Below are 17,304 nucleotides of genomic sequence, written 5' to 3' on the forward strand. Positions count from 1 at the left end.
GAGTTACTCGGCACCGCCCTGCTCGTCGACCTTGGCGCGCAGCGCGTCCACGGTGCGGACGAGCTTCGAGGGGAGCGCCTGGAAGAGCTGCGCAGCCTGCGTCTGCTTGCCCTTCATGGCGCCCGCCAGCTTGGCGAGCAGAACCTCGCGGGACTCGAGGTCCGCAAGCTTCTTGATCTCGTCGGCGGACAGCGCCTTGCCGTCAAGGACACCGCCCTTGATGACGAGGTTCGGGTTGTCCTTGGCGAAGTCACGAAGACCCTTCGCCGACTCCACCGGGTCACCGGTGACGAAGGCGACCGCCGTCGGACCGTTGAACAGGTCGTCGAGCGTCGTGATCCCGGCCTCGTTGGCCGCAATCTTGGTCAGCGTGTTCTTCACCACGGCGTACTGGGCGTTCTCACCGAGCGAACGACGCAGCGTCTTGAGCTGCGCCACGGTGAGACCCCGGTACTCGGTCAGCACGGCGGCGTTCGAGCTACGGAACTGCTCCGTCAGCTCGGCTACCGCGGCAGCCTTGTCGGGCCTTGCCATAGAGCGTCGGCCTCCTTCCGGGTGATGGGACCGCTCGGAAGGGACTGAACAAACAAAACGCCCCGGCGCAGGCGCACGGGGCGTAGCTCGACCGTTGTTCACACGCCTGTGGGGGCGGCGATCTCCGGGAGCACTTCCACTGACACCTGCGCGGGTCGTCCACTGTTCAGCGGATCCTTCGGCTACCGCACCCTCTTGCGAGAACACGGCAACGACCAGCGGTCTTTGGCTTCAGAAGGAGAGTACGTGAACGGGGCGCCGTCGAGCAAATCCGCCCGTACGGCGCCACCGCGACGACGTTTTCGGCGGGATCAGGAGGCGCTGGTGCCCGAGCCCGAACTCGCGTCGCCCTGGTTGACCAGCTTCGTGAAGTCCACCGTGTCGCCCGCCGGGGGCTTCTGCACCGAGACCTTCACGCCGTAGTGGCTGTAGTACGCCGTCTGGGTCATCAGACCGGCCGTCATCTCCGCCCGCTCGGTCTTCTTCACCAGCAGGTCGTCGCCGTTGACCCAGATGTCGATCTGCTCGGTGCTCACCCCGGCCTGGGTCAGCTGCTCCTTGAGGGCCTTCAGCTGGGCGGCGCTGAGATCGGAGTTCTTGCCCGCCAGGTCCGCGACGTCCACCGTGCCGGAGTAGTGCGTGGTGTCCTGGCCGCGCACCGTGGCCGTGCCGACCTTCTGGACGTCCCCGGAGGCGAGCAGCAGCTTCACCGACTGGTTCGGCGTGGTGTTCTGCATCTGGTCCTTGAGATACGCCCCCGAGCTGCCGGCGAGCGCCTCCAGGTCGTCGTAGCCGTAGCGCACCCAGTGCTTGCCGCCGGCCTGCTGGGCGAAGACGTCGCCCATCTTCGCGTAGTAGGCGTCGGGCAGGTAGCGCGCCTGCATGGTGTCGCTGCCGAGCTTGCGCATCGTCTCGGCCGTCGTACCACCCGTGTAGGTGATGGTGAGCGCGCCGGTGACGCCGTCGCCCCAGGCGAGGGAGCCGTCGCCGGTCATGGACATCACCGAGCCGATGCTGGTCGTCGACTCGACCTCGGCGGAGTCCGCCTGGTCGGTGGAGTGCTCCGCAGAGCGCAGCGCGGCGATCGGGCTCACATGCGTGGTGCCCCGGTGCACCGCCTTGTCGTCCGCGGCCTTTCCGGAGCCCCCCGAGGAGGAGTTGCATGCGGCCACCCCGGTCAGCGCGGTCCCCACCGCGATCGACAGGGCCATCCCCCGCACGGTCGTGCTCTTCATCCGTCCCACCCCTATGCATTCGCTGTGCCACGCAGGTTAATCGCGGGCACTGACATCACGCGCGCCCATTAACGCCCGGCTGCCCGGCCGCCGTTCACGGCGGGCGCACAACGAAAAGACGGGCCCCGCACCGGTGAAGGTTGCGGGGCCCGCCTCTTTTTGACGCGTTCCTGACGCGGCTACCTGGGTGAGCGCGGGGCTCAGACGGCGGCCGGGTCCTCCTCGACGAGGAGGTTACGGGTGCGGTTCGGGTCGACCTGGATGCCGGGGCCCATCGTGGTGCTGATGGCGGCCTTCTTGATGTAGCGACCCTTGGCGGCGGACGGCTTCAGACGGAGGATCTCCTCCAGCGCGGCGCCGTAGTTCTCCACCAGCTTGTCGTCGTCGAACGACGTCTTGCCGATGATGAAGTGCAGGTTCGAGTGCTTGTCGACGCGGAACTCGATCTTGCCGCCCTTGATCTCGTTGACGGCCTTCGCCACGTCGGGGGTGACGGTGCCCGTCTTCGGGTTCGGCATCAGACCACGGGGGCCGAGGACGCGGCCGAGGCGGCCGACCTTGCCCATGAGGTCCGGGGTGGCGACGACGGCGTCGAACTCGTTCAGGCGCTGGCCCTTGGAGATCTCGTCGATGAGCTCGTCGGAGCCGACGATGTCGGCGCCCGCGGCACGCGCGGCCTCGGCACGGTCACCGGTCGCGAAGACCAGGACCCGGGCGGTCTTACCGGTGCCGTGCGGGAGGTTCACGGTGCCACGGACCATCTGGTCGGCCTTGCGCGGGTCGACACCCAGGCGGAAGGCGACCTCGACGGTGCCGTCGAACTTGGTCGTGGAGGTCTCCTTGGCGAGACGGACGGCCTCGAGCGGGGCGTACTGCTTCTCCCGGTCGACCTTGGCGTCCGCAGCGCGGAGAGCCTTGCTGCGCTTGCTCACTATCTGCTCCTGTGTGTGCTGTAAGGAGTCGTGGGTGTACGGGCCGAGCAGGCCCTGCCACGCGCGGCCCTACGGGGCCGCATGACTACTGGTGTGGGCTCAGCCCTCGACGACGATGCCCATGGAACGCGCGGTGCCGGCGATGATCTTCGACGCGGCGTCCAGGTCATTGGCGTTGAGGTCGGGGAGCTTGGTCGTCGCGATCTCGCGGACCTGCGCCTCGGTGATCTTGGCGACCTTGGTCTTGTGGGGCTCGCCGGAGCCCTTCTCGACACCAGCGGCCTTGAGGATCATCTTCGCGGCCGGCGGCGTCTTGGTGATGAAGGTGAAGGTGCGGTCCTCGTAGACCGTGATCTCCACCGGGATCACCCAGCCACGCTGCGACTCGGTCGCGGCGTTGTAGGCCTTGCAGAACTCCATGATGTTGACGCCGTGCTGACCGAGCGCGGGGCCGACCGGCGGGGCGGGGTTCGCCGCACCGGCGTTGATCTGGAGCTTGATGAGCCCCGTGACCTTCTTCTTCTTGGGAGGCATAGCTCTCCGGGTCCTTTCGGTTCGGGTCCTGCCTGCTTCCGGGGAGCACCCGAACGCAGGCATACCGCACAACGATAACGGGTATGGATGCGCGGCCAAAAACCGAGCAGGTCAGACCGGGCGTGAGCCCCTGTCTGACCTGCGCGGAAGCAGTTCGTCCAGAAAGTGCTAGTTCTTCTGGATCTGGTCGAAGGAGAGCTCCACCGGAGTCTCGCGACCGAAGATCTCCACCAGACCCTTGACCTTCTTGGAGTCGGGGTTGATCTCGTTGATGGTGGCCTGGAGCGTGGCGAACGGGCCGTCGGTGACGGTGACCGAGTCGCCGACCTCGAAGTCCAGCACCTGGACCTCGACCTTGCGCTGCGGCACGGGCTTGCCCTCGGCCTCGGCGGCCTCGCGGGCCGCCTTCTCCTCCGCCTCCGGGGCGAGCATCTTGACGATCTCGTCCAGGGTCAGCGGGTAGGGGTCATAGGCGTTGCCGACGAAGCCCGTGACGCCGGGCGTGTTGCGGACGACGCCCCAGGACTCGTTGGTGAGGTCCATGCGCACCAGGACATAGCCGGGAAGCTTGTTCTGGCGGATCGTCTTGCGGTCGCCGTTCTTGATCTGGACGACCTCTTCCTGCGGCACCTCGGCCTGGAAGATGTAGTCCTCGACGTTCAGGGAGACCGCGCGCTGCTCCAGGTTGGTCTTCACGCGGTTCTCGTAGCCGGCGTAGGTGTGGATGACGTACCACTCGCCGGGCAGGGTGCGCAGTTCCTCGCGCAGGGCCTGGACCGGGTCCACCGGCTCGGCCGGCTCCTCTTCGGTCTCCTCGGCCTCGGCCTCGATCTCGGCGACGTCGGCGGCGTCCTCGTCCGCCTCGTCGGTCTCCGTGTCCAGCGCGGCGTCCTCGTCCTCGACGCTCAGCGCGGCCTCCTCGGCGGGCTCGCCCGCCTCGGCGTCGGCAGCCTCGAACTCGTCCAGGTCCTCGTCCGCGCCTTCGACGATGTCCAGCTCGTCGTCGACCTGCTCGTCCGGCTCGATGGCGTCGTTCAGGTTCTGGTCAGACACGGTGGCTGCTTCTTCCTGGATACATAGTTTTGGAACATGCGAAAACGGGCGCCGGTACCACGGCGCCCTTCGCTCTTGGCTCAGCCGAAGACGTACTTGGCCGCGTGGTTGAGCCCATAGTCAATCACGGTCACCAGGGCGATCATGATCGCGACGAAGAAGATCACCACAGTGGTGTACGACGTGAGCTGGTTGCGCGTCGGCCAGACAACCTTGCGGAGTTCGGCGACTACCTGGCGGTAGAACGTGCCGAGCCGCTTGAGGGGGCCCTTCTTGCCACGCTTGCCACCCTTGCGGGCCTTCTTCGTCGACTCGGTGATCTCGTCCTGGGCATCAGGCGTGTCGATGGAGCCCACGGCGTCCGTCATAACATCCTCACCTGATTCCGGGTCGTGGCCGTGCCGCGCCCGGTCGGAGCCGCACGGCGGTGCATCGCTGTACGTACATGTGCACACATCCTGGCGGTGTGTGTAGCAGGGCCGGAGGGACTTGAACCCCCAACCGCTGGTTTTGGAGACCAGTGCTCTACCAATTGAGCTACGACCCTTTGGTTGCTCCCCAACGTACCGCATCCGGGCGGGTGCTCGATGTGCACCGTCTGGCGCGGGCCGTCGGAGGCCAACGAGGTGAGAGTGTACGTGTTCCTGCGCCGGGCGTCGAACAGAAAGTGCCGGTGCGCGGCCACGGGACCGAAGATCGCCCAGGCCGGGGCGGGAATCCGGACGGATGTTCAGTGATTTGCCCGAACCTGTTCAGTCCGTGAAACCTGCGTGCCGGGCGTGTTTCCGGTCTGGAACGATGGGCCTCATGAGCGCTGCAACCCCTCCCACCGAGCGCCGGGTCTCCGCCCGAGTCGGCGCGATCTCCGAGTCCGCCACCCTCGCCGTGGACGCCAAGGCCAAGGCCCTCAAGGCCGCCGGGCGTCCGGTGATCGGCTTCGGCGCCGGTGAGCCCGACTTCCCGACCCCGGACTACATCGTCGAAGCCGCCGTAGAGGCGTGCAAGAACCCCAAGTACCACCGCTACACGCCGGCCGGCGGTCTGCCCGAGCTGAAGGCCGCGATCGCCGCGAAGACCCTGCGCGACTCGGACTACGAGGTCGACCCGTCGCAGATCCTGGTCACCAACGGCGGCAAGCAGGCCATCTACGAGGCCTTCGCCGCGATCCTCGACCCGGGCGACGAGGTCATCGTCCCGGCGCCGTACTGGACGACGTACCCGGAGTCGATCCGGCTGGCCGGCGGTGTCCCCGTCGACGTCGTCGCGGACGAGACCACCGGCTACCGCGTCACCGTGGAGCAGCTGGAGGCGGCCCGCACGGAGCGGACCAAGGTCGTCCTGTTCGTCTCCCCGTCCAACCCGACGGGCGCCGTCTACAGCCGCGCCGAGGCCGAGGCGATCGGCCGCTGGGCCGTCGAGCACGGCCTGTGGGTCCTCACCGACGAGATCTACGAGCACCTCGTCTACGGCGACGCCGAGTTCACCTCGCTGCCCGCGCTCCTGCCCGAGCTGCGCGACAAGTGCATCGTCGTCAACGGCGTGGCGAAGACGTACGCCATGACGGGCTGGCGCGTGGGCTGGGTCATCGGCCCCAAGGACGTCGTGAAGGCCGCGACGAACCTCCAGTCGCACGCCACCTCGAACGTCTCCAACGTCGCGCAGGTCGCCGCCCTGGCCGCCGTCTCCGGCGACCTGGAGGCCGTCGCGACGATGCGCGAGGCCTTCGACCGGCGCCGCCGGACCATCGTGCGGATGCTGAACGAGATCGACGGCGTGTACTGCCCGGAGCCGGAGGGCGCGTTCTACGCCTACCCGTCGGTGAAGGCGCTGCTCGGCAAGGAGATCCGCGGCAAGCGCCCGCAGGACACGGTCGAGCTGGCCGCGCTGATCCTGGACGAGGTCGAGGTCGCGGTGGTCCCGGGCGAGGCCTTCGGCACGCCGGGCTACCTGCGGCTGTCGTACGCCCTCGGTGACGAGGACCTCGTCGAGGGCGTCAGCCGCATCCAGAAGCTCCTCGCGGAGGCGCGGGACTGACCTCGGGGTCACTCCGCACGCGCGCGTACGGGCCGTCTCCCTCCGGGGAGGCGGCCCGTCGTCCTCGTATCCGTGTGCGAGCAAGACCACGTTCGGGGAAACGGCTACCAGGACACCGCGGACATACGGCAGGATCCTCCAATGGAGCGTGTACGTGATGTCTCTGAGCTGCCGAAAGCCCATCTCCACCTGCACTTCACCGGCTCGATGCGGCCGGGCACCGTCCTGGAGCTGGCCGACAAGTACGGCGTACGGCTGCCCGACGCCCTGACCGAGGCCCTCACCGGCGACGAGCCGCCACGGCTGCGCGCCACCGACGAGCGCGGCTGGTTCCGCTTCCAGCGCCTGTACGACGCCGCGCGCTCCTGCGTGCGCGAGCCGGACGACATCCGGCGGCTCGTCCGTGAGGCGGCCGAGGAGGACCTGAAGGACGGCTCGGGCTGGCTGGAGATCCAGGTGGACCCGACGTCGTACGCGCCCCGGCTCGGCGGTCTCATCCCGGCCCTGGAGATCATCCTGGACGCCGTCGACACGGCGTCGCGGGACACCGGGCTCGGGATGCGGGTGCTGGTCGCGGCGAACCGCATGAAGCACCCGCTGGACGCGCGCACACTGGCGCGCCTGGCCGTGCGCTACGCCGACCGGGGCGTGGTCGGCTTCGGCCTCTCCAACGACGAACGCCGGGGCATGGCGCGCGACTTCGACCGCGCCTTCCACATCGCCCGGGAGGGCGGCCTGCTCTCCGCGCCGCACGGCGGCGAGCTGACCGGCCCGGCCTCCGTCCGCGACTGCCTGGACGACCTGCACGCCCACCGCATCGGCCACGGCGTGCGCGCGGCCGAGGACCCGCGACTGCTGAAGCGTCTCGCCGACCGGCAGGTCACCTGCGAGGTGTGCCCGGCCTCCAATGTCGCCCTGGGCGTGTACGAGAAGCACGCGGACGTCCCGCTGCGCACCTTGTTCGAGGCGGGCGTCCCGCTGGCCCTGGGCGCCGACGACCCGCTGCTGTTCGGCTCCCGGCTCGCGGCCCAGTACGAGATCGCGCGCCGCCACCACGGCTTCACGGACGCCGAACTGGCCGAGCTGGCACGGCAGTCGGTGCGCGCCTCGGCTGCCCCGCAGGACGTGAAGGAGAAGCTGCTGTCGGGCGTGGACGACTGGCTCAGCGGCCCGGCCGCCTGAAGTGGGCGTAGGGCGGATACGCCTTGAAGAGGATCAGTACCTCGAAGGGATGACCGCCGCCGGGTGGTTGCCGCAGCCCGTCGACCCTGGCGGCCAGGGAGGCGTGCCCCCGGGCGACCCGCTCGGCGTACGGCCCCCGCGCGGCCGCGTGGGCGAAGGAGTCGGCCGCCTCGGCGAACACGCCGCGACTGCCGAACAGGAAGTACGTGCGGGCGTGCGTGAGGTGGCGCAGGTCGTCCCGGAAGTCCGCGTGCCGCGCCCGCGCCCGCCAGGCCGCCGCGTCGCGCCGGGTGCGCGCCTCGTCGGTCTCGACGGTGAGCGGCCTGCCCGGCCCGAGCCCGCGCCGCAGCGCCGGCCACCCGCTCGCGCGCAGCCCGTAGGAGTGATGCGCGAGGACCAGGTCCACGAACTCTCCCACGCCCTCGTCGGGCGGGACCGCGTCGCGCAGCGGCAGGTGTACGACCGTGTGCCGCGAGCAGGCGGCGAAGGCGAAGAGGCCGGCCAGCCGGTTCAGCCCGTCGTGGTCGGCCATGAGGGTGCCGATGGGGGCCGGATCGCGCAGTGAGGCGTGGCGCAGCGGGCTCCGCGGCTGCACGACGCGGTGCTCGTGCGGGCCGGTCCGCGGCCGGAACTCACGCAGCCTCAGCCGCACGGCGCCGCCGCCATGGCTTTCTCCCTGGCTGTCCCCATGGCTGTTTCCAGGGCTGTCTCCTTGGCTGCTTCCAGGGCTGTCTCCATGGCGTCAGGGTCGCGCTCAGGCGGAGCCGTCCGCAACGGAGATTCCGCTCAGCAGGGTGCGTGCGAGGCGGGCGGCGAAGTCGTCCACCGGGGGGCGTTCGCCGGTCGGGCTCGCCTCGTAGGCGAAGGCGCGCTGCGCGCAGGCGCCGAGCAGCAGGGAGGCGGCCGCGAAGGTGTCCGCGCCCGGGCGGATCCGGCCCGCGTCCTGTTCGGCGCGCAGATAGGCGTCGAGACCCTCGATGGGCTTGTGCGGCCCGGAGCCCATGGTCCGCATGGCGTTGTCGTGGCGCTTCTTCAAACCCTGTTCGGCGTAGAGCGAGGCGGCTATCGGAAAGCTCTGCTCGTAGAAGAGGGCCGCCTGGCGGGCGATCGCGGTGAGGTTCTCCTCCAGGGTGCCGCGGCCCGGCTCGGCCACCAGGCTGCGCAGCAGCGGGGTCAGCTGCGGGAGCCGTTCGCCCAGTACGTGGATGAACAGCTCCTCCTTGCTCGGGAAGTACTTGTAGAGCGCGGCCTCGGAGCAGCCGGCCGCCTTGGCGATCTCCTTGGTGGTGGCGCGGGCCAGCCCCACGGTGAGCATCAGCTGGTGAGCTGCGTCGAGGATGCGGACTCGGGCCGTTCTCTCCATTGCGGGGTCTCCAGGGGTTGACGGGTGAGTGAATGCTTACCCACTCTAGAGGAAGCGAGGTGAGTGAATACTCACCCACCTGATTCTCACCCGCCGCGCTGCGGGGACACGGGAGCAGTCATGAAACTCACCGTTTTCGGCGCCACCGGAGGCGTCGGCCAGGAAATCGTCCGCCAGGCCCTGTCCGCGGGACACGAGGTCACGGCGGTGGTACGGGACCCGGCACGGCTGCCGGTCCAGGGCGAACGGCTCACGGTGGTCCGCGCGGACCTCGGCGACCCGGAGACCGTACGGCCGGCCGTCGCGGGCCGGGACGCGGTCCTGTCGGGCCTCGGCCCGCGCAGCCGCAAGGACGCGGGGGTGGCCACCCGGCTGACCCGCACGGTGCTGCGCGCCATGGACGCGGAGGGCGTACGGCGGCTGGTCGTGGTCAGCGCGGGCCCGGTGGGCCCGGAGCCGGCGGGCGCGGGGCTGCTGGACCGGGCCGCACGCGGCGCGATCTCCGCGCTCCTCAAGGACGTCTACGACGACCTGCGCGAGATGGAGGCGGAGCTGGCCCGCAGCGGCACGGACTGGACGTCGGTGCGGCCGCCGCGGCTCCAGAACAAGCCGGTCACCGGCACCTACCGCATGACGATCGCCGGCTTCCCGCCCAAGGGACGCTTCATCGGCCGGGCGGACGTGGCCCACGCGATGCTCGCGGCGGCCGCGGACCCGGCGACGGTGAAGCAGGGGGTGGGGGTGGCGTACTAGGCGTACGGGGGCCTGCGCGCGGCAGACCCTGGGGCCGGGCACCCGCACACGACCGGTCCAGGGCCGGTCGCGCCCCGGACAGGCCCTAGAGGCTCACACCCACCGTCACCGGCTCGTTGACCAGCGTGACCCCGAACGCCTCGCGCACGCCCGCGACCACCTCGCGGGCCAGCGCGAGCAGGTCCTCGGTGGTGGCCTCGCCCCGGTTGGTGAGCGCCAGGGTGTGCTTGGTGGAGATGCGGGCGGGCCCGGTGCCGTAGCCCTTGGTGAAGCCCGCCTTGTCGATCAGCCAGGCCGCCGACGTCTTGATGTGCCCCTCCCCCGCCGGGTAGGCGGGCGGTTCGGTGCCGTCGCCGAGCCGCTGCTCCACGCGCGCGTGGAAGGCCGCGAACTGCTCGTCGGTGAGGATCGGGTTGGTGAAGAAGGAACCCGCCGACCAGGTGTCGTGGTCCTCGGGGTCGAGCACCATGCCCTTGCCGGACCGCAGCTTCAGCACGGTCTCGCGGGCCGCATCGAGGGGCACCCGGTCACCGGGCTCCACGCCGAGGGCGCGGGCCGTCTCGGCGTACCGGATCGGCGCGGACAGGCCGCCCGCGTCCTCCAGCGCGAACCGGACGCGCAGCACGACGAAGCGCTCGGGGTGCGCCTTGAAGCGGCTGTGGCGGTACGAGAACGCGCACTCCTCGTTGGTGAGGGTGACCGTCTCGCGGGCCTCGCGGTCGTAGGCGACGACCTCCGTGATGGTGGCGGACACCTCCTGGCCGTACGCCCCGACGTTCTGGATCGGGGTGGCGCCGGCCGAGCCGGGGATGCCGGCCAGGCACTCGACACCGGCGAGCCCGGCCTCGACCGTGCGCGCGACGGCGTCGGTCCACACCTCGCCGGCCGCCAGCTCCAGGGTGGTGCCGTCGAGGGCGAAGCCCTTGGTGGCGACGACGAGGGCGGTGCCCGCGAAGCCCTTGTCGCCGATGACCAGGTTCGACCCGCCGCCGATGAGCAGCAGCGGGGTCCCGCTGTCGTCGGCCTCGCGCACGGCGGCGATCACCTCGGCGTCGGTGGCCGCGGTGACGAGCCGGGTCGCGGGCCCGCCCAGGCGGAAGGTGGTCAGCGGGGCGAGGGGGGCATCGTGGAGTTCCTGCACGCGCCCAAGAGTACGAGACGGGACCGACAGCACCGCGGGGCGCACGCGCCGCGCGGGCCGGTGGGGGCTGGTCTCGCGGTTCCCCGCGAACGGGCCCCACCGGGCCGGGCACGCGTCCGCGCATACGGCTTCGAGGACGTCGGTACGCGCGCGTAGGGCCCCTTCGCCGTGGAAGGGGCCCTACGCGCGTGTGGCGGTGGGTGCGGCAGGGCTCAGCGGCCGGCCGTCTCCAGGTCGTCCAGGTCGGCGGCCGGGGTCTCCTCCCCCGCCGCGACGATCTGCGCGGCGCGCCGCCGGGTGGGGATCAGCAGGGCCGCGATCCCGGCGAGCGCGACCACCGCGGAGCCGGTGACCAGCGCGGGCCGCAGTCCGTCGACGAAGTCCTGCCCGGAGGCGTAGCCGCCCTGGGCCGCGAAGATCGACGACATGATCGCGATGCCGAGGGCGCCGCCGACCTCGCGCAGCGCGTTGTTGGCGCCGGAGGCGATGCCCTGCTCCTGGGGCCGCACGCTGGACATGACCAGGTTGGCCGCCGGGGCGAAGTACAGGGCCATGCCGACGCCGCTGATGATCAGGGCGGGCAGCTGGGCGGCGTAGGAGACGTCGGCGGCCACCACGGACGCCATCCAGCCGAGCCCGGCCGCCTGGAGGAACAGGCCGGCGGCGACGACCGGGCGGCCGCCGATGCGGTCGGAGAGGATGCCCGCGATCGGCGCGACCAGCATCGGCATCCCGGTCCAGGGCAGCATCCTGAGGCCCGCCTCGGTGGGCGAGTAGCCGAGCACGCCCTGCATGTACTGGCTGAGCAGGAAGATCGAGCCGAACATGCCGAGGAACATCAGCAGGCTGGCGGCGTTGATGCCGGCGAAGGCGCGGGAGCGGAAGAGCCGCATCGGCAGCATGGGGTTCTCGGCGCGGGCGCCGTGCAGGACGAAGCCGACGAGCAGCGCGCCGCCCGCGAACAGGCCGGTCAGCACCAGGGAGTCGGTCCAGCCGTCGGCGGGCCCGCGGACCAGGCCGTAGACGATGCCGAAGAGGCCGCCGCTGGCGAGCAGGGTGCCGGGCACGTCCAGCGGGGCGCCGGTGCCGTACGACTCGGCGAGGCGCAGCCGGGCGAGCGGCAGCACGGCGAGGCCGAGGGGCACGTTCAGCCAGAAGATCCAGTGCCAGGAGACGTGTTCGGTGAGGCTGCCGCCGATCAGCGGCCCGGAGGCGACCGCGAGGCCGTTGACGGCGCCCCAGATGCCGTAGGCGAGGCCCCGCTTGGCGGCGGGCACGGCGGCGGTCAGCAGGGTGAGCGTCAGCGGCATCATCACGGCGGCGCCGACGCCCTGGATCGCCCGCGCGGCGATGAGGGAGTCGATGCCGGGTGCCATGGCCGCTGCGGCGGAGGCCCCGGTGAAGACGGTGAGCCCGGCCAGGAAGAGCCGGCGGCGCCCGAACCGGTCGCCGAGGGCGGCGCCGAACATCAGCAGCACGGCGAAGGTGAGCGTGTAGGCGCTCACGGTCCATTCGAGGTCGTCCAGCGCGCCGCCGAGGTCCTTGCGGATGGAGGGCAGCGCGGTGGTGACGACCAGGTTGTCGAGGGCCGCCATGAATCCGGCGACGCTGGTGATGACGAGGGCCCAGGCGGCGCCCCCGCGGCGTGCCACGGTCTCGGTCTCGGTCTGCTGTGACATCTCTCCCCCAGAGAGATCGTTGGTTGACTGGGATCTTTGGTTAGTTATTGATGACTAACTTCTACGATCATGGACGACCCCGGACCGGGAGCCGTGACCCCCGGTCCTCCCGCCTACTCCCCGGGCCCGCAGGCGGCGCCCGGACCCTCGAACAGCCCTTCCCACACCCGGTGTCCGGGCGGGAACCCCATCGCCACCAGCGTGTTGATGAGCATTCCGGTCGCCAGGAACGTCGTGGTCTCGCCCGGGTCCGCGCCGAGCGGCAGATGGACGGTGTCCCACAGCCGCATCCAGCCGGCCCGCACGGCCTCGCCGAACTCGTGGTCGCCCTCCTGCTCGGCGGCGGCCACGGCGACGTACATCTGCATCTGCATCATCAGCCGCTCGGGCCGCTCCGCGATGACCTCGACGTACGCGTCCCCCATGGCGTGCTTCGCCTCCTCGCCCTCCAGGCCCTTGGCGGCCTCCTGGAAGGTCCGGATGGTGTCCTCGACGCAGCGCTCGGCGGCGGCGAGGAAGATCGCCTTCTTGCCCGGGAAGAGCCGGAAGAGATACGGCTGCGAGACCCCGACGCGCTTGGCGATCGCCTCGGTGCTCGTGCCGTGATATCCGCCACGGGCGAACTCGGCGGTCGCCGCGCGGATGACGCTCTCGCGCCGCTCCTCTGCACTCATCCTGGCCATGGGAAGTAAGTTAGTACGCAATCACTAACTTCGCAAGGGGGGCTCTGGGAGACGTTTGACGACGAGTAAGGGGCGCCCTCAAACGAGGGCGCCCCTTACCTCGAACTCCGTCACAGGACCGGGCTCGGAACGTGGCTCCGCCACAGGACCGGGCTCTGAACGTGGCTCCGTCACAGGACCGGGCTCGGAACCTGGCCGTCAGGCCAGCCGCACGACCGCCCGGGACATCCCCAGCACCTTCTGCCCGGCGCTGGTCGCCGTCAGATCCACCCGCACGGTGTTGTCGTCGAGCTTCGCCGCGACCTTGCCGCTGACCTCGATCAGGGCGCCCTGGTCGTCGTTGGGCACGACGACCGGCTTGGTGAAGCGGACGCCGTACTCGACGACCGCGCCCGGGTCCCCGGTCCAGTCGGTGACCACACGGACCGCCTCGGCCATGGTGAACATGCCGTGCGCGATGACGTCCGGCAGCCCGACCTCCTTGGCGAACTTCTCGTTCCAGTGGATCGGGTTGAAGTCCCCGGAGGCGCCCGCGTACTGCACCAGCGTGGCGCGCGTCACCGGGAAACTCTGGGCCGGGAGCTCGGTGCCGACCTCGACCTCGTCGTAAGCGATCTTCGCCGTCATCGGTGTCTCACGCCTCCTCGGCCGCGGCACGGGCCACGAGCTTGGTCCAGGCGGTGACGACGTGCTCGCCCGCCTCGTCGTGCACCTCGCCCCGGACGTCCAGGATGTCGTTGCCGGCCATCGACTTGATCGCCTCGATGGTGGAGGTGACGGTCAGCCGGTCGCCCGCGCGCACCGGCCGGGTGTAGGCGAACTTCTGGTCGCCGTGCACCACACGGCTGTAGTCCAGGCCCAGTTGCGGGTCGGCGATGACCTCGCCGGCGGCCTTGAACGTGATCGCGAACACGAAGGTCGGCGGGGCGATCACATCGGCGTGGCCGAGCGCCTTGGCGGCGTCCGGGTCCGTGTACGCCGGGTTGGCGTCACCCACGGCCTCCGCGAACTCGCGAATCTTCTCCCGGCCCACCTCGTAGGGGTCGGTGGGCGGGTAGGTCCGCCCCACGAAGGACTGGTCGAGCGCCATGGCCCGGCACCTCCTGCTGTCGCCTGAACTCTGCTCTGGGCACCCGGCGGCCGGATCCGGGCCCCGACCGCACGGCGGTCGCCGCACGGTGGCCCCAACCGGCCGGTAACCCGGGCCGAAACGACACGAGGCCGCCCCCCGACTGCGGGGGCGGCCTCGTGTACGAGCCTGATTTATCGCGTCTCGCGGTGCGCGGTGTGCGCGTTGCAACGCGGGCAGTGCTTCTTCATCTCCAGTCGGTCCGGGTTGTTACGCCGGTTCTTCTTGGTGATGTAGTTCCGCTCCTTGCACTCCACGCAGGCCAGCGTGATCTTCGGGCGGACGTCGGTGGCAGCCACGTGAGTGCTCCTTGACGGACGGTAGACAGATTGAACGCAAAAAAAGAGTAGCCGATCGGAGGACCGACCCCACAATCGGCTACTATGTGTAGCGGTGACCGGACTTGAACCGGTGACACAGCGATTATGAGCCGCTTGCTCTACCGACTGAGCTACACCGCTTTGATGTGTTCGGTTCCCGCCTCGCGACGGGAACCTCCCTCACCAGAGCCCCAATACGGAATCGAACCGTAGACCTTCTCCTTACCATGGAGACGCTCTGCCGACTGAGCTATTGGGGCGAGCGATGAAGACATTACACGGTAGGCAGCCGTTCGCCCAAATCCGTTTCGAGCCGCCCCTCCGGGCCGTCACAGCAGGCCCTGGCGGCCCTGTCGGCCCCTCCCGCACGGCGGACCACACCGGTACGACTATTGCGCTCCTCCCGGCCGTGAGCGGATCTCCACCCTAGGCTCGACTCACTCTGCGTGATCTTGCGTGGTGGACGTGGAGCAGGACGCGTCCCCACCCCAGCCCGTGCCCGCAGCCGCCGAGCCCTTGGAGCGCGATGCCCGACAGCCAGCCGCAGCCGCCCCACTCGTCCTCGCCGTCCTCGGGATCGTCCGCGTCGTGTCCGCCGCCCGCTCCCCTCCTGCTCTGCGGGGCCCGGCTGACCGACGGCCGGACCGTGGACGTACGGCTGGGCGGCGGCCGGATCGAGGCGGTCGGCACGGCCGGCAGTCTCACGGCCGGCACCGGCACCGGCCGGTGCGCCCGGGTGGACCTCGGCGGCTACCTGCTGCTGCCGGCCCCGGCGGAGCCGCACGCGCACGCCGACACCGCGCTGTCGGCGGACACGGACGGCCCGGTGTCGTACGACCCCGACGACGTCCAGCGGCGCGCGACGGAGGCGGCCCTGCTGCAGCTGGGGCACGGCGCGACGGCGCTGCGCGCGCAGGTGCGGGTGGACGACGTGCAGGGCCTCGGCGCGCTCGCCGCCGTGCTCCGGGCGCGCCGCTCGCTGCGCGGGCTGGCCGAACTGACGACCGTGGCGATGCCGCGGCTGCTGACCGGGCTGGCCGGGGCGGACGGGCTCGCGATGCTGCGGGACGCCCTGAAGATGGGCGCCTCGGTGGTGGGCGGCTGCCCGGACGCCGACCCCGACCCCACGGGCTACGCGGAGGCGGTCCTGGAACTGGCCTCCGAGCACGGCTGCCCGGTCGACCTGCACACCGACGCGGACGATCCGGCGCGGCTGGCCCGGCTCGCGGCGATGGCGGGCGGGCTGCGCCCCGGCGTGACGCTGAGCCCCTGCGGCGGGCTCGGCCGGCTGCCCGGCGAGGTGGCGGCCCGCACCGCGGACCAACTCGCCGCGGCGGGCGTGACGGTGGTGTGCCTGCCGCAGGGCGGCTGCGCCGGCGCGAACCGGCGGGCCACGGCTCCGGTACGGCTGCTGCGCGCGGCCGGGGTGCGGCTGGCGGCGGGCAGCGGCGCGCTGCGGGACGTCTCGAACCCGGTGGGCCGGGGGGACCCGCTGGAGGCGGCCTACCTCCTCGCCTCCCGGCACGGCCTGCGCCCCGAGGACGCGTACGACGCGGTGAGCACGTCCGCGCGGGCGGCGCTGGGCCTGCCCGAGGTACGGGTGGAGGCGGGCTTCCCGGCCGACCTGCTGGCGGTCCGCGGCGACCGGCTGGCCGGGGCGCTGTCGCTGGCGTACAGCAGGATCGTGGTGCACCGGGGCCGGGTGGTGGCGCGGACCAGCGCGGTCCGGGAGTACTGCAGTTCGGCCGCGGCGGCGGAACCGGGACTGCCGAGACAGGGCCGCAGCGAGGTCTCCTGACGGCGCGGGGCGGACCCCGCCCGACCGGGGCCGGAAGTCGTACGGCGCGGGCGCCCGCGTGGGCGTACGGTCGGAATCATGCGCATTGTCATCGCTGGAGGTCATGGTCAGATCGCGCTGCGGCTGGAGCGGCTGCTCGCCGGGCGCGGTGACGAGGTGGCGGGGATCATCCGCAAGGCCGAGCAGGCGGACGCCCTACGGGCGGCGGGCGCGGAACCGGTCGTCCTGGACATGGAGTCGGCCTCGGTCGAGGAGGTCGCGGAGCGCCTGCGCGGCGCGGACGCGGCAGTGTTCGCGGCGGGGGCGGGCCCGGGCAGCGGAACGGCCCGCAAGGACACCGTGGACCGCGGCGCGGCGGTGCTGTTCGCGGACGCGGCGGTGGCCGCCGGCGTGCCGCGCCTGGTGATCGTCTCGTCGATGGGCGCGGACGCGGACCACGCGGGCGACGAGGTCTTCGACATCTACCTGCGGGCCAAGGGCGAGGCCGACGCCCATGTGCGCGGTCTGCGCGGGGTGGACTGGACGATCCTGCGCCCCGGCGCGCTGACGGACGACGCCGGAACCGGCCTGGTCCGCCTGGAGGCGCACACCGGCCGCGGCCCGGTCTCCCGGGACGACGTGGCGGCCGTACTCGCGGAGCTGGTCGACTCCTCGGCGACGGCGGGCCTGACACTGGAACTGATCGGCGGTACGACCCCGGTGTCGGTGGCGGTGAAGTCGGTGGCGGGCAACTGAGAGACCGGGACGGGCCGGGCCCGGACAACCGAGCGACCGGGACGCGCCCACGCCTGGGCAACCCAGCAGCCGGGGCGCGCCACGCCTGGCTGGACACCTGAGCAGCCGGGACGCGCCCACGCCTGGGCAACCGAGCGACCGGGACGCGCCACGTCGGGGCAACCGACACCGACACCAAGGCATGCCCCGCCTGGGCAAC

General features: G+C 71.2%; 19 protein-coding genes and 3 tRNA genes. 5 read left to right on the top strand and 17 right to left on the bottom strand.

All coding sequences use genetic code 11. The annotated features are described in order from the left end of the window. Positions 1-3: 3 nt before the first annotated feature. The 7 genes from rplJ to WN71_RS13225 all read right to left on the bottom strand — a co-directional run bounded on the left by rplJ (position 4) and on the right by WN71_RS13225 (position 4,835). On the bottom strand, positions 4-534 hold the full coding sequence (rplJ, locus tag WN71_RS13195) for a 50S ribosomal protein L10 (RefSeq protein WP_046583574.1): 531 nt from the start codon (positions 532-534) through the stop codon (positions 4-6). 311 nt (positions 535-845) lie between these two features. Then, positions 846-1,769 carry an SCO4651 family lipoprotein gene (locus WN71_RS13200; protein WP_046583571.1) on the bottom strand — a complete coding sequence of 308 codons (924 nt, stop codon included), beginning with the start codon at positions 1,767-1,769 and terminating at the stop codon, positions 846-848. Positions 1,770-1,969: 200 nt separating this feature from the next. Continuing rightward, positions 1,970-2,701, bottom strand: coding sequence for a 50S ribosomal protein L1 (gene rplA / locus WN71_RS13205; RefSeq protein WP_046583569.1), 732 nt, complete (start codon positions 2,699-2,701; stop codon positions 1,970-1,972). Between the two features lie 99 nt (positions 2,702-2,800). Then, complete coding sequence (gene rplK, locus WN71_RS13210) at positions 2,801-3,235, bottom strand: 50S ribosomal protein L11 (RefSeq protein WP_046583567.1); 435 nt, start codon at positions 3,233-3,235, stop codon at positions 2,801-2,803. A gap of 168 nt (positions 3,236-3,403) precedes the next feature. Then, positions 3,404-4,288 carry a transcription termination/antitermination protein NusG gene (gene nusG / locus WN71_RS13215; RefSeq protein WP_046583565.1) on the bottom strand — a complete coding sequence of 295 codons (885 nt, stop codon included), beginning with the start codon at positions 4,286-4,288 and terminating at the stop codon, positions 3,404-3,406. Positions 4,289-4,368: 80 nt separating this feature from the next. Continuing rightward, a complete protein-coding gene (gene secE, locus WN71_RS13220; protein WP_046583563.1) occupies positions 4,369-4,656 on the bottom strand; it encodes a preprotein translocase subunit SecE in 288 nt (95 codons plus the stop codon). Positions 4,657-4,762: 106 nt separating this feature from the next. Continuing rightward, a tRNA-Trp gene (locus WN71_RS13225) sits at positions 4,763-4,835 on the bottom strand. A 260-nt stretch (positions 4,836-5,095) separates the two neighbouring features. On the opposite strand from WN71_RS13225, the gene WN71_RS13230 reads away from it, so the two are divergent. Both WN71_RS13230 and WN71_RS13235 read left to right on the top strand, forming a co-directional pair. Next, the gene (locus WN71_RS13230) at positions 5,096-6,322 is read left to right on the top strand and encodes a pyridoxal phosphate-dependent aminotransferase (RefSeq protein ID WP_046583624.1); all 1,227 of its coding nucleotides are present in this window, start codon (positions 5,096-5,098) and stop codon (positions 6,320-6,322) included. A 141-nt stretch (positions 6,323-6,463) separates the two neighbouring features. Continuing rightward, positions 6,464-7,504: an adenosine deaminase gene (locus tag WN71_RS13235; RefSeq protein ID WP_046583562.1), complete on the top strand. Its 1,041-nt coding sequence runs from the start codon at positions 6,464-6,466 to the stop codon at positions 7,502-7,504. Here the strand turns inward: WN71_RS13235 and WN71_RS13240 are convergent. Beyond that, positions 7,485-8,156 carry a hypothetical protein gene (locus tag WN71_RS13240; protein WP_046583560.1) on the bottom strand — a complete coding sequence of 224 codons (672 nt, stop codon included), beginning with the start codon at positions 8,154-8,156 and terminating at the stop codon, positions 7,485-7,487. The genes WN71_RS13235 and WN71_RS13240 overlap by 20 nt on opposite strands. 102 nt (positions 8,157-8,258) lie before the next feature. Next, a complete protein-coding gene (locus tag WN71_RS13245) occupies positions 8,259-8,867 on the bottom strand; it encodes a TetR/AcrR family transcriptional regulator (RefSeq protein ID WP_046583557.1) in 609 nt (202 codons plus the stop codon). Between the two features lie 120 nt (positions 8,868-8,987). Here WN71_RS13245 and WN71_RS13250 point away from each other — a divergent pair, with 120 nt between their 5' ends. After that, the gene (locus tag WN71_RS13250) at positions 8,988-9,620 is read left to right on the top strand and encodes an NAD(P)-dependent oxidoreductase (protein WP_046583555.1); all 633 of its coding nucleotides are present in this window, start codon (positions 8,988-8,990) and stop codon (positions 9,618-9,620) included. 85 nt (positions 9,621-9,705) lie between these two features. On the opposite strand, the gene WN71_RS13255 is transcribed toward WN71_RS13250, so the two are convergent. The 8 genes from WN71_RS13255 to WN71_RS13290 all read right to left on the bottom strand — a co-directional run bounded on the left by WN71_RS13255 (position 9,706) and on the right by WN71_RS13290 (position 14,832). After that, a complete protein-coding gene (locus WN71_RS13255) occupies positions 9,706-10,761 on the bottom strand; it encodes a UDP-N-acetylmuramate dehydrogenase (RefSeq protein ID WP_046583553.1) in 1,056 nt (351 codons plus the stop codon). A 212-nt stretch (positions 10,762-10,973) separates the two neighbouring features. Next, on the bottom strand, positions 10,974-12,440 hold the full coding sequence (locus tag WN71_RS13260) for a DHA2 family efflux MFS transporter permease subunit (RefSeq protein WP_046583551.1): 1,467 nt from the start codon (positions 12,438-12,440) through the stop codon (positions 10,974-10,976). A gap of 113 nt (positions 12,441-12,553) precedes the next feature. Further along, positions 12,554-13,123 carry a TetR/AcrR family transcriptional regulator gene (locus tag WN71_RS13265; protein ID WP_206300068.1) on the bottom strand — a complete coding sequence of 190 codons (570 nt, stop codon included), beginning with the start codon at positions 13,121-13,123 and terminating at the stop codon, positions 12,554-12,556. Between the two features lie 198 nt (positions 13,124-13,321). Next, positions 13,322-13,750 carry a MaoC family dehydratase gene (locus tag WN71_RS13270; RefSeq protein ID WP_046583547.1) on the bottom strand — a complete coding sequence of 143 codons (429 nt, stop codon included), beginning with the start codon at positions 13,748-13,750 and terminating at the stop codon, positions 13,322-13,324. A gap of 7 nt (positions 13,751-13,757) precedes the next feature. Further along, a complete protein-coding gene (locus tag WN71_RS13275; protein ID WP_046583545.1) occupies positions 13,758-14,213 on the bottom strand; it encodes a MaoC family dehydratase N-terminal domain-containing protein in 456 nt (151 codons plus the stop codon). Between the two features lie 173 nt (positions 14,214-14,386). After that, on the bottom strand, positions 14,387-14,551 hold the full coding sequence (rpmG, locus tag WN71_RS13280; protein ID WP_003948671.1) for a 50S ribosomal protein L33: 165 nt from the start codon (positions 14,549-14,551) through the stop codon (positions 14,387-14,389). 89 nt (positions 14,552-14,640) lie between these two features. Then, positions 14,641-14,713, bottom strand: a tRNA-Met gene (locus WN71_RS13285). A gap of 46 nt (positions 14,714-14,759) precedes the next feature. Next, positions 14,760-14,832, bottom strand: a tRNA-Thr gene (locus WN71_RS13290). A 266-nt stretch (positions 14,833-15,098) separates the two neighbouring features. On the opposite strand from WN71_RS13290, the gene WN71_RS13295 reads away from it, so the two are divergent. Both WN71_RS13295 and WN71_RS13300 read left to right on the top strand, forming a co-directional pair. Further along, positions 15,099-16,370 (top strand): amidohydrolase family protein, encoded by a 1,272-nt coding sequence (locus WN71_RS13295; RefSeq protein WP_052742926.1) that lies wholly within the window; start codon positions 15,099-15,101, stop codon positions 16,368-16,370. Positions 16,371-16,448: 78 nt separating this feature from the next. Then, the gene (locus tag WN71_RS13300; protein WP_046583542.1) at positions 16,449-17,105 is read left to right on the top strand and encodes an SDR family oxidoreductase; all 657 of its coding nucleotides are present in this window, start codon (positions 16,449-16,451) and stop codon (positions 17,103-17,105) included. The last annotated feature ends 199 nt before the right edge of the window (positions 17,106-17,304 follow it).

Origin of the sequence: Streptomyces mangrovisoli, from assembly GCF_000974985.2 — a bacterium.
GTDB classification, from domain to species: domain Bacteria; phylum Actinomycetota; class Actinomycetes; order Streptomycetales; family Streptomycetaceae; genus Streptomyces; species Streptomyces mangrovisoli.

What these genes read in the sequence shown, in the direction of transcription:
- rplJ (WP_046583574.1), bottom strand. Translation starts at nt 534, where the DNA reads ATGGCAAGGCCCGACAAGGCTGCCGCGGTAGCCGAGCTGACGGAGCAG.
- WN71_RS13200 (WP_046583571.1), bottom strand. Translation starts at nt 1,769, where the DNA reads ATGAAGAGCACGACCGTGCGGGGGATGGCCCTGTCGATCGCGGTGGGG.
- rplK (WP_046583567.1), bottom strand. Translation starts at nt 3,235, where the DNA reads ATGCCTCCCAAGAAGAAGAAGGTCACGGGGCTCATCAAGCTCCAGATC.
- secE (WP_046583563.1), bottom strand. Translation starts at nt 4,656, where the DNA reads ATGACGGACGCCGTGGGCTCCATCGACACGCCTGATGCCCAGGACGAG.
- WN71_RS13230 (WP_046583624.1), top strand. Translation starts at nt 5,096, where the DNA reads ATGAGCGCTGCAACCCCTCCCACCGAGCGCCGGGTCTCCGCCCGAGTC.
- WN71_RS13235 (WP_046583562.1), top strand. Translation starts at nt 6,464, where the DNA reads ATGGAGCGTGTACGTGATGTCTCTGAGCTGCCGAAAGCCCATCTCCAC.
- WN71_RS13245 (WP_046583557.1), bottom strand. Translation starts at nt 8,867, where the DNA reads ATGGAGAGAACGGCCCGAGTCCGCATCCTCGACGCAGCTCACCAGCTG.
- WN71_RS13250 (WP_046583555.1), top strand. Translation starts at nt 8,988, where the DNA reads ATGAAACTCACCGTTTTCGGCGCCACCGGAGGCGTCGGCCAGGAAATC.
- WN71_RS13260 (WP_046583551.1), bottom strand. Translation starts at nt 12,440, where the DNA reads ATGTCACAGCAGACCGAGACCGAGACCGTGGCACGCCGCGGGGGCGCC.
- WN71_RS13265 (WP_206300068.1), bottom strand. Translation starts at nt 13,123, where the DNA reads ATGGCCAGGATGAGTGCAGAGGAGCGGCGCGAGAGCGTCATCCGCGCG.
- WN71_RS13270 (WP_046583547.1), bottom strand. Translation starts at nt 13,750, where the DNA reads ATGACGGCGAAGATCGCTTACGACGAGGTCGAGGTCGGCACCGAGCTC.
- WN71_RS13275 (WP_046583545.1), bottom strand. Translation starts at nt 14,213, where the DNA reads ATGGCGCTCGACCAGTCCTTCGTGGGGCGGACCTACCCGCCCACCGAC.
- WN71_RS13295 (WP_052742926.1), top strand. Translation starts at nt 15,099, where the DNA reads ATGCCCGACAGCCAGCCGCAGCCGCCCCACTCGTCCTCGCCGTCCTCG.
- WN71_RS13300 (WP_046583542.1), top strand. Translation starts at nt 16,449, where the DNA reads ATGCGCATTGTCATCGCTGGAGGTCATGGTCAGATCGCGCTGCGGCTG.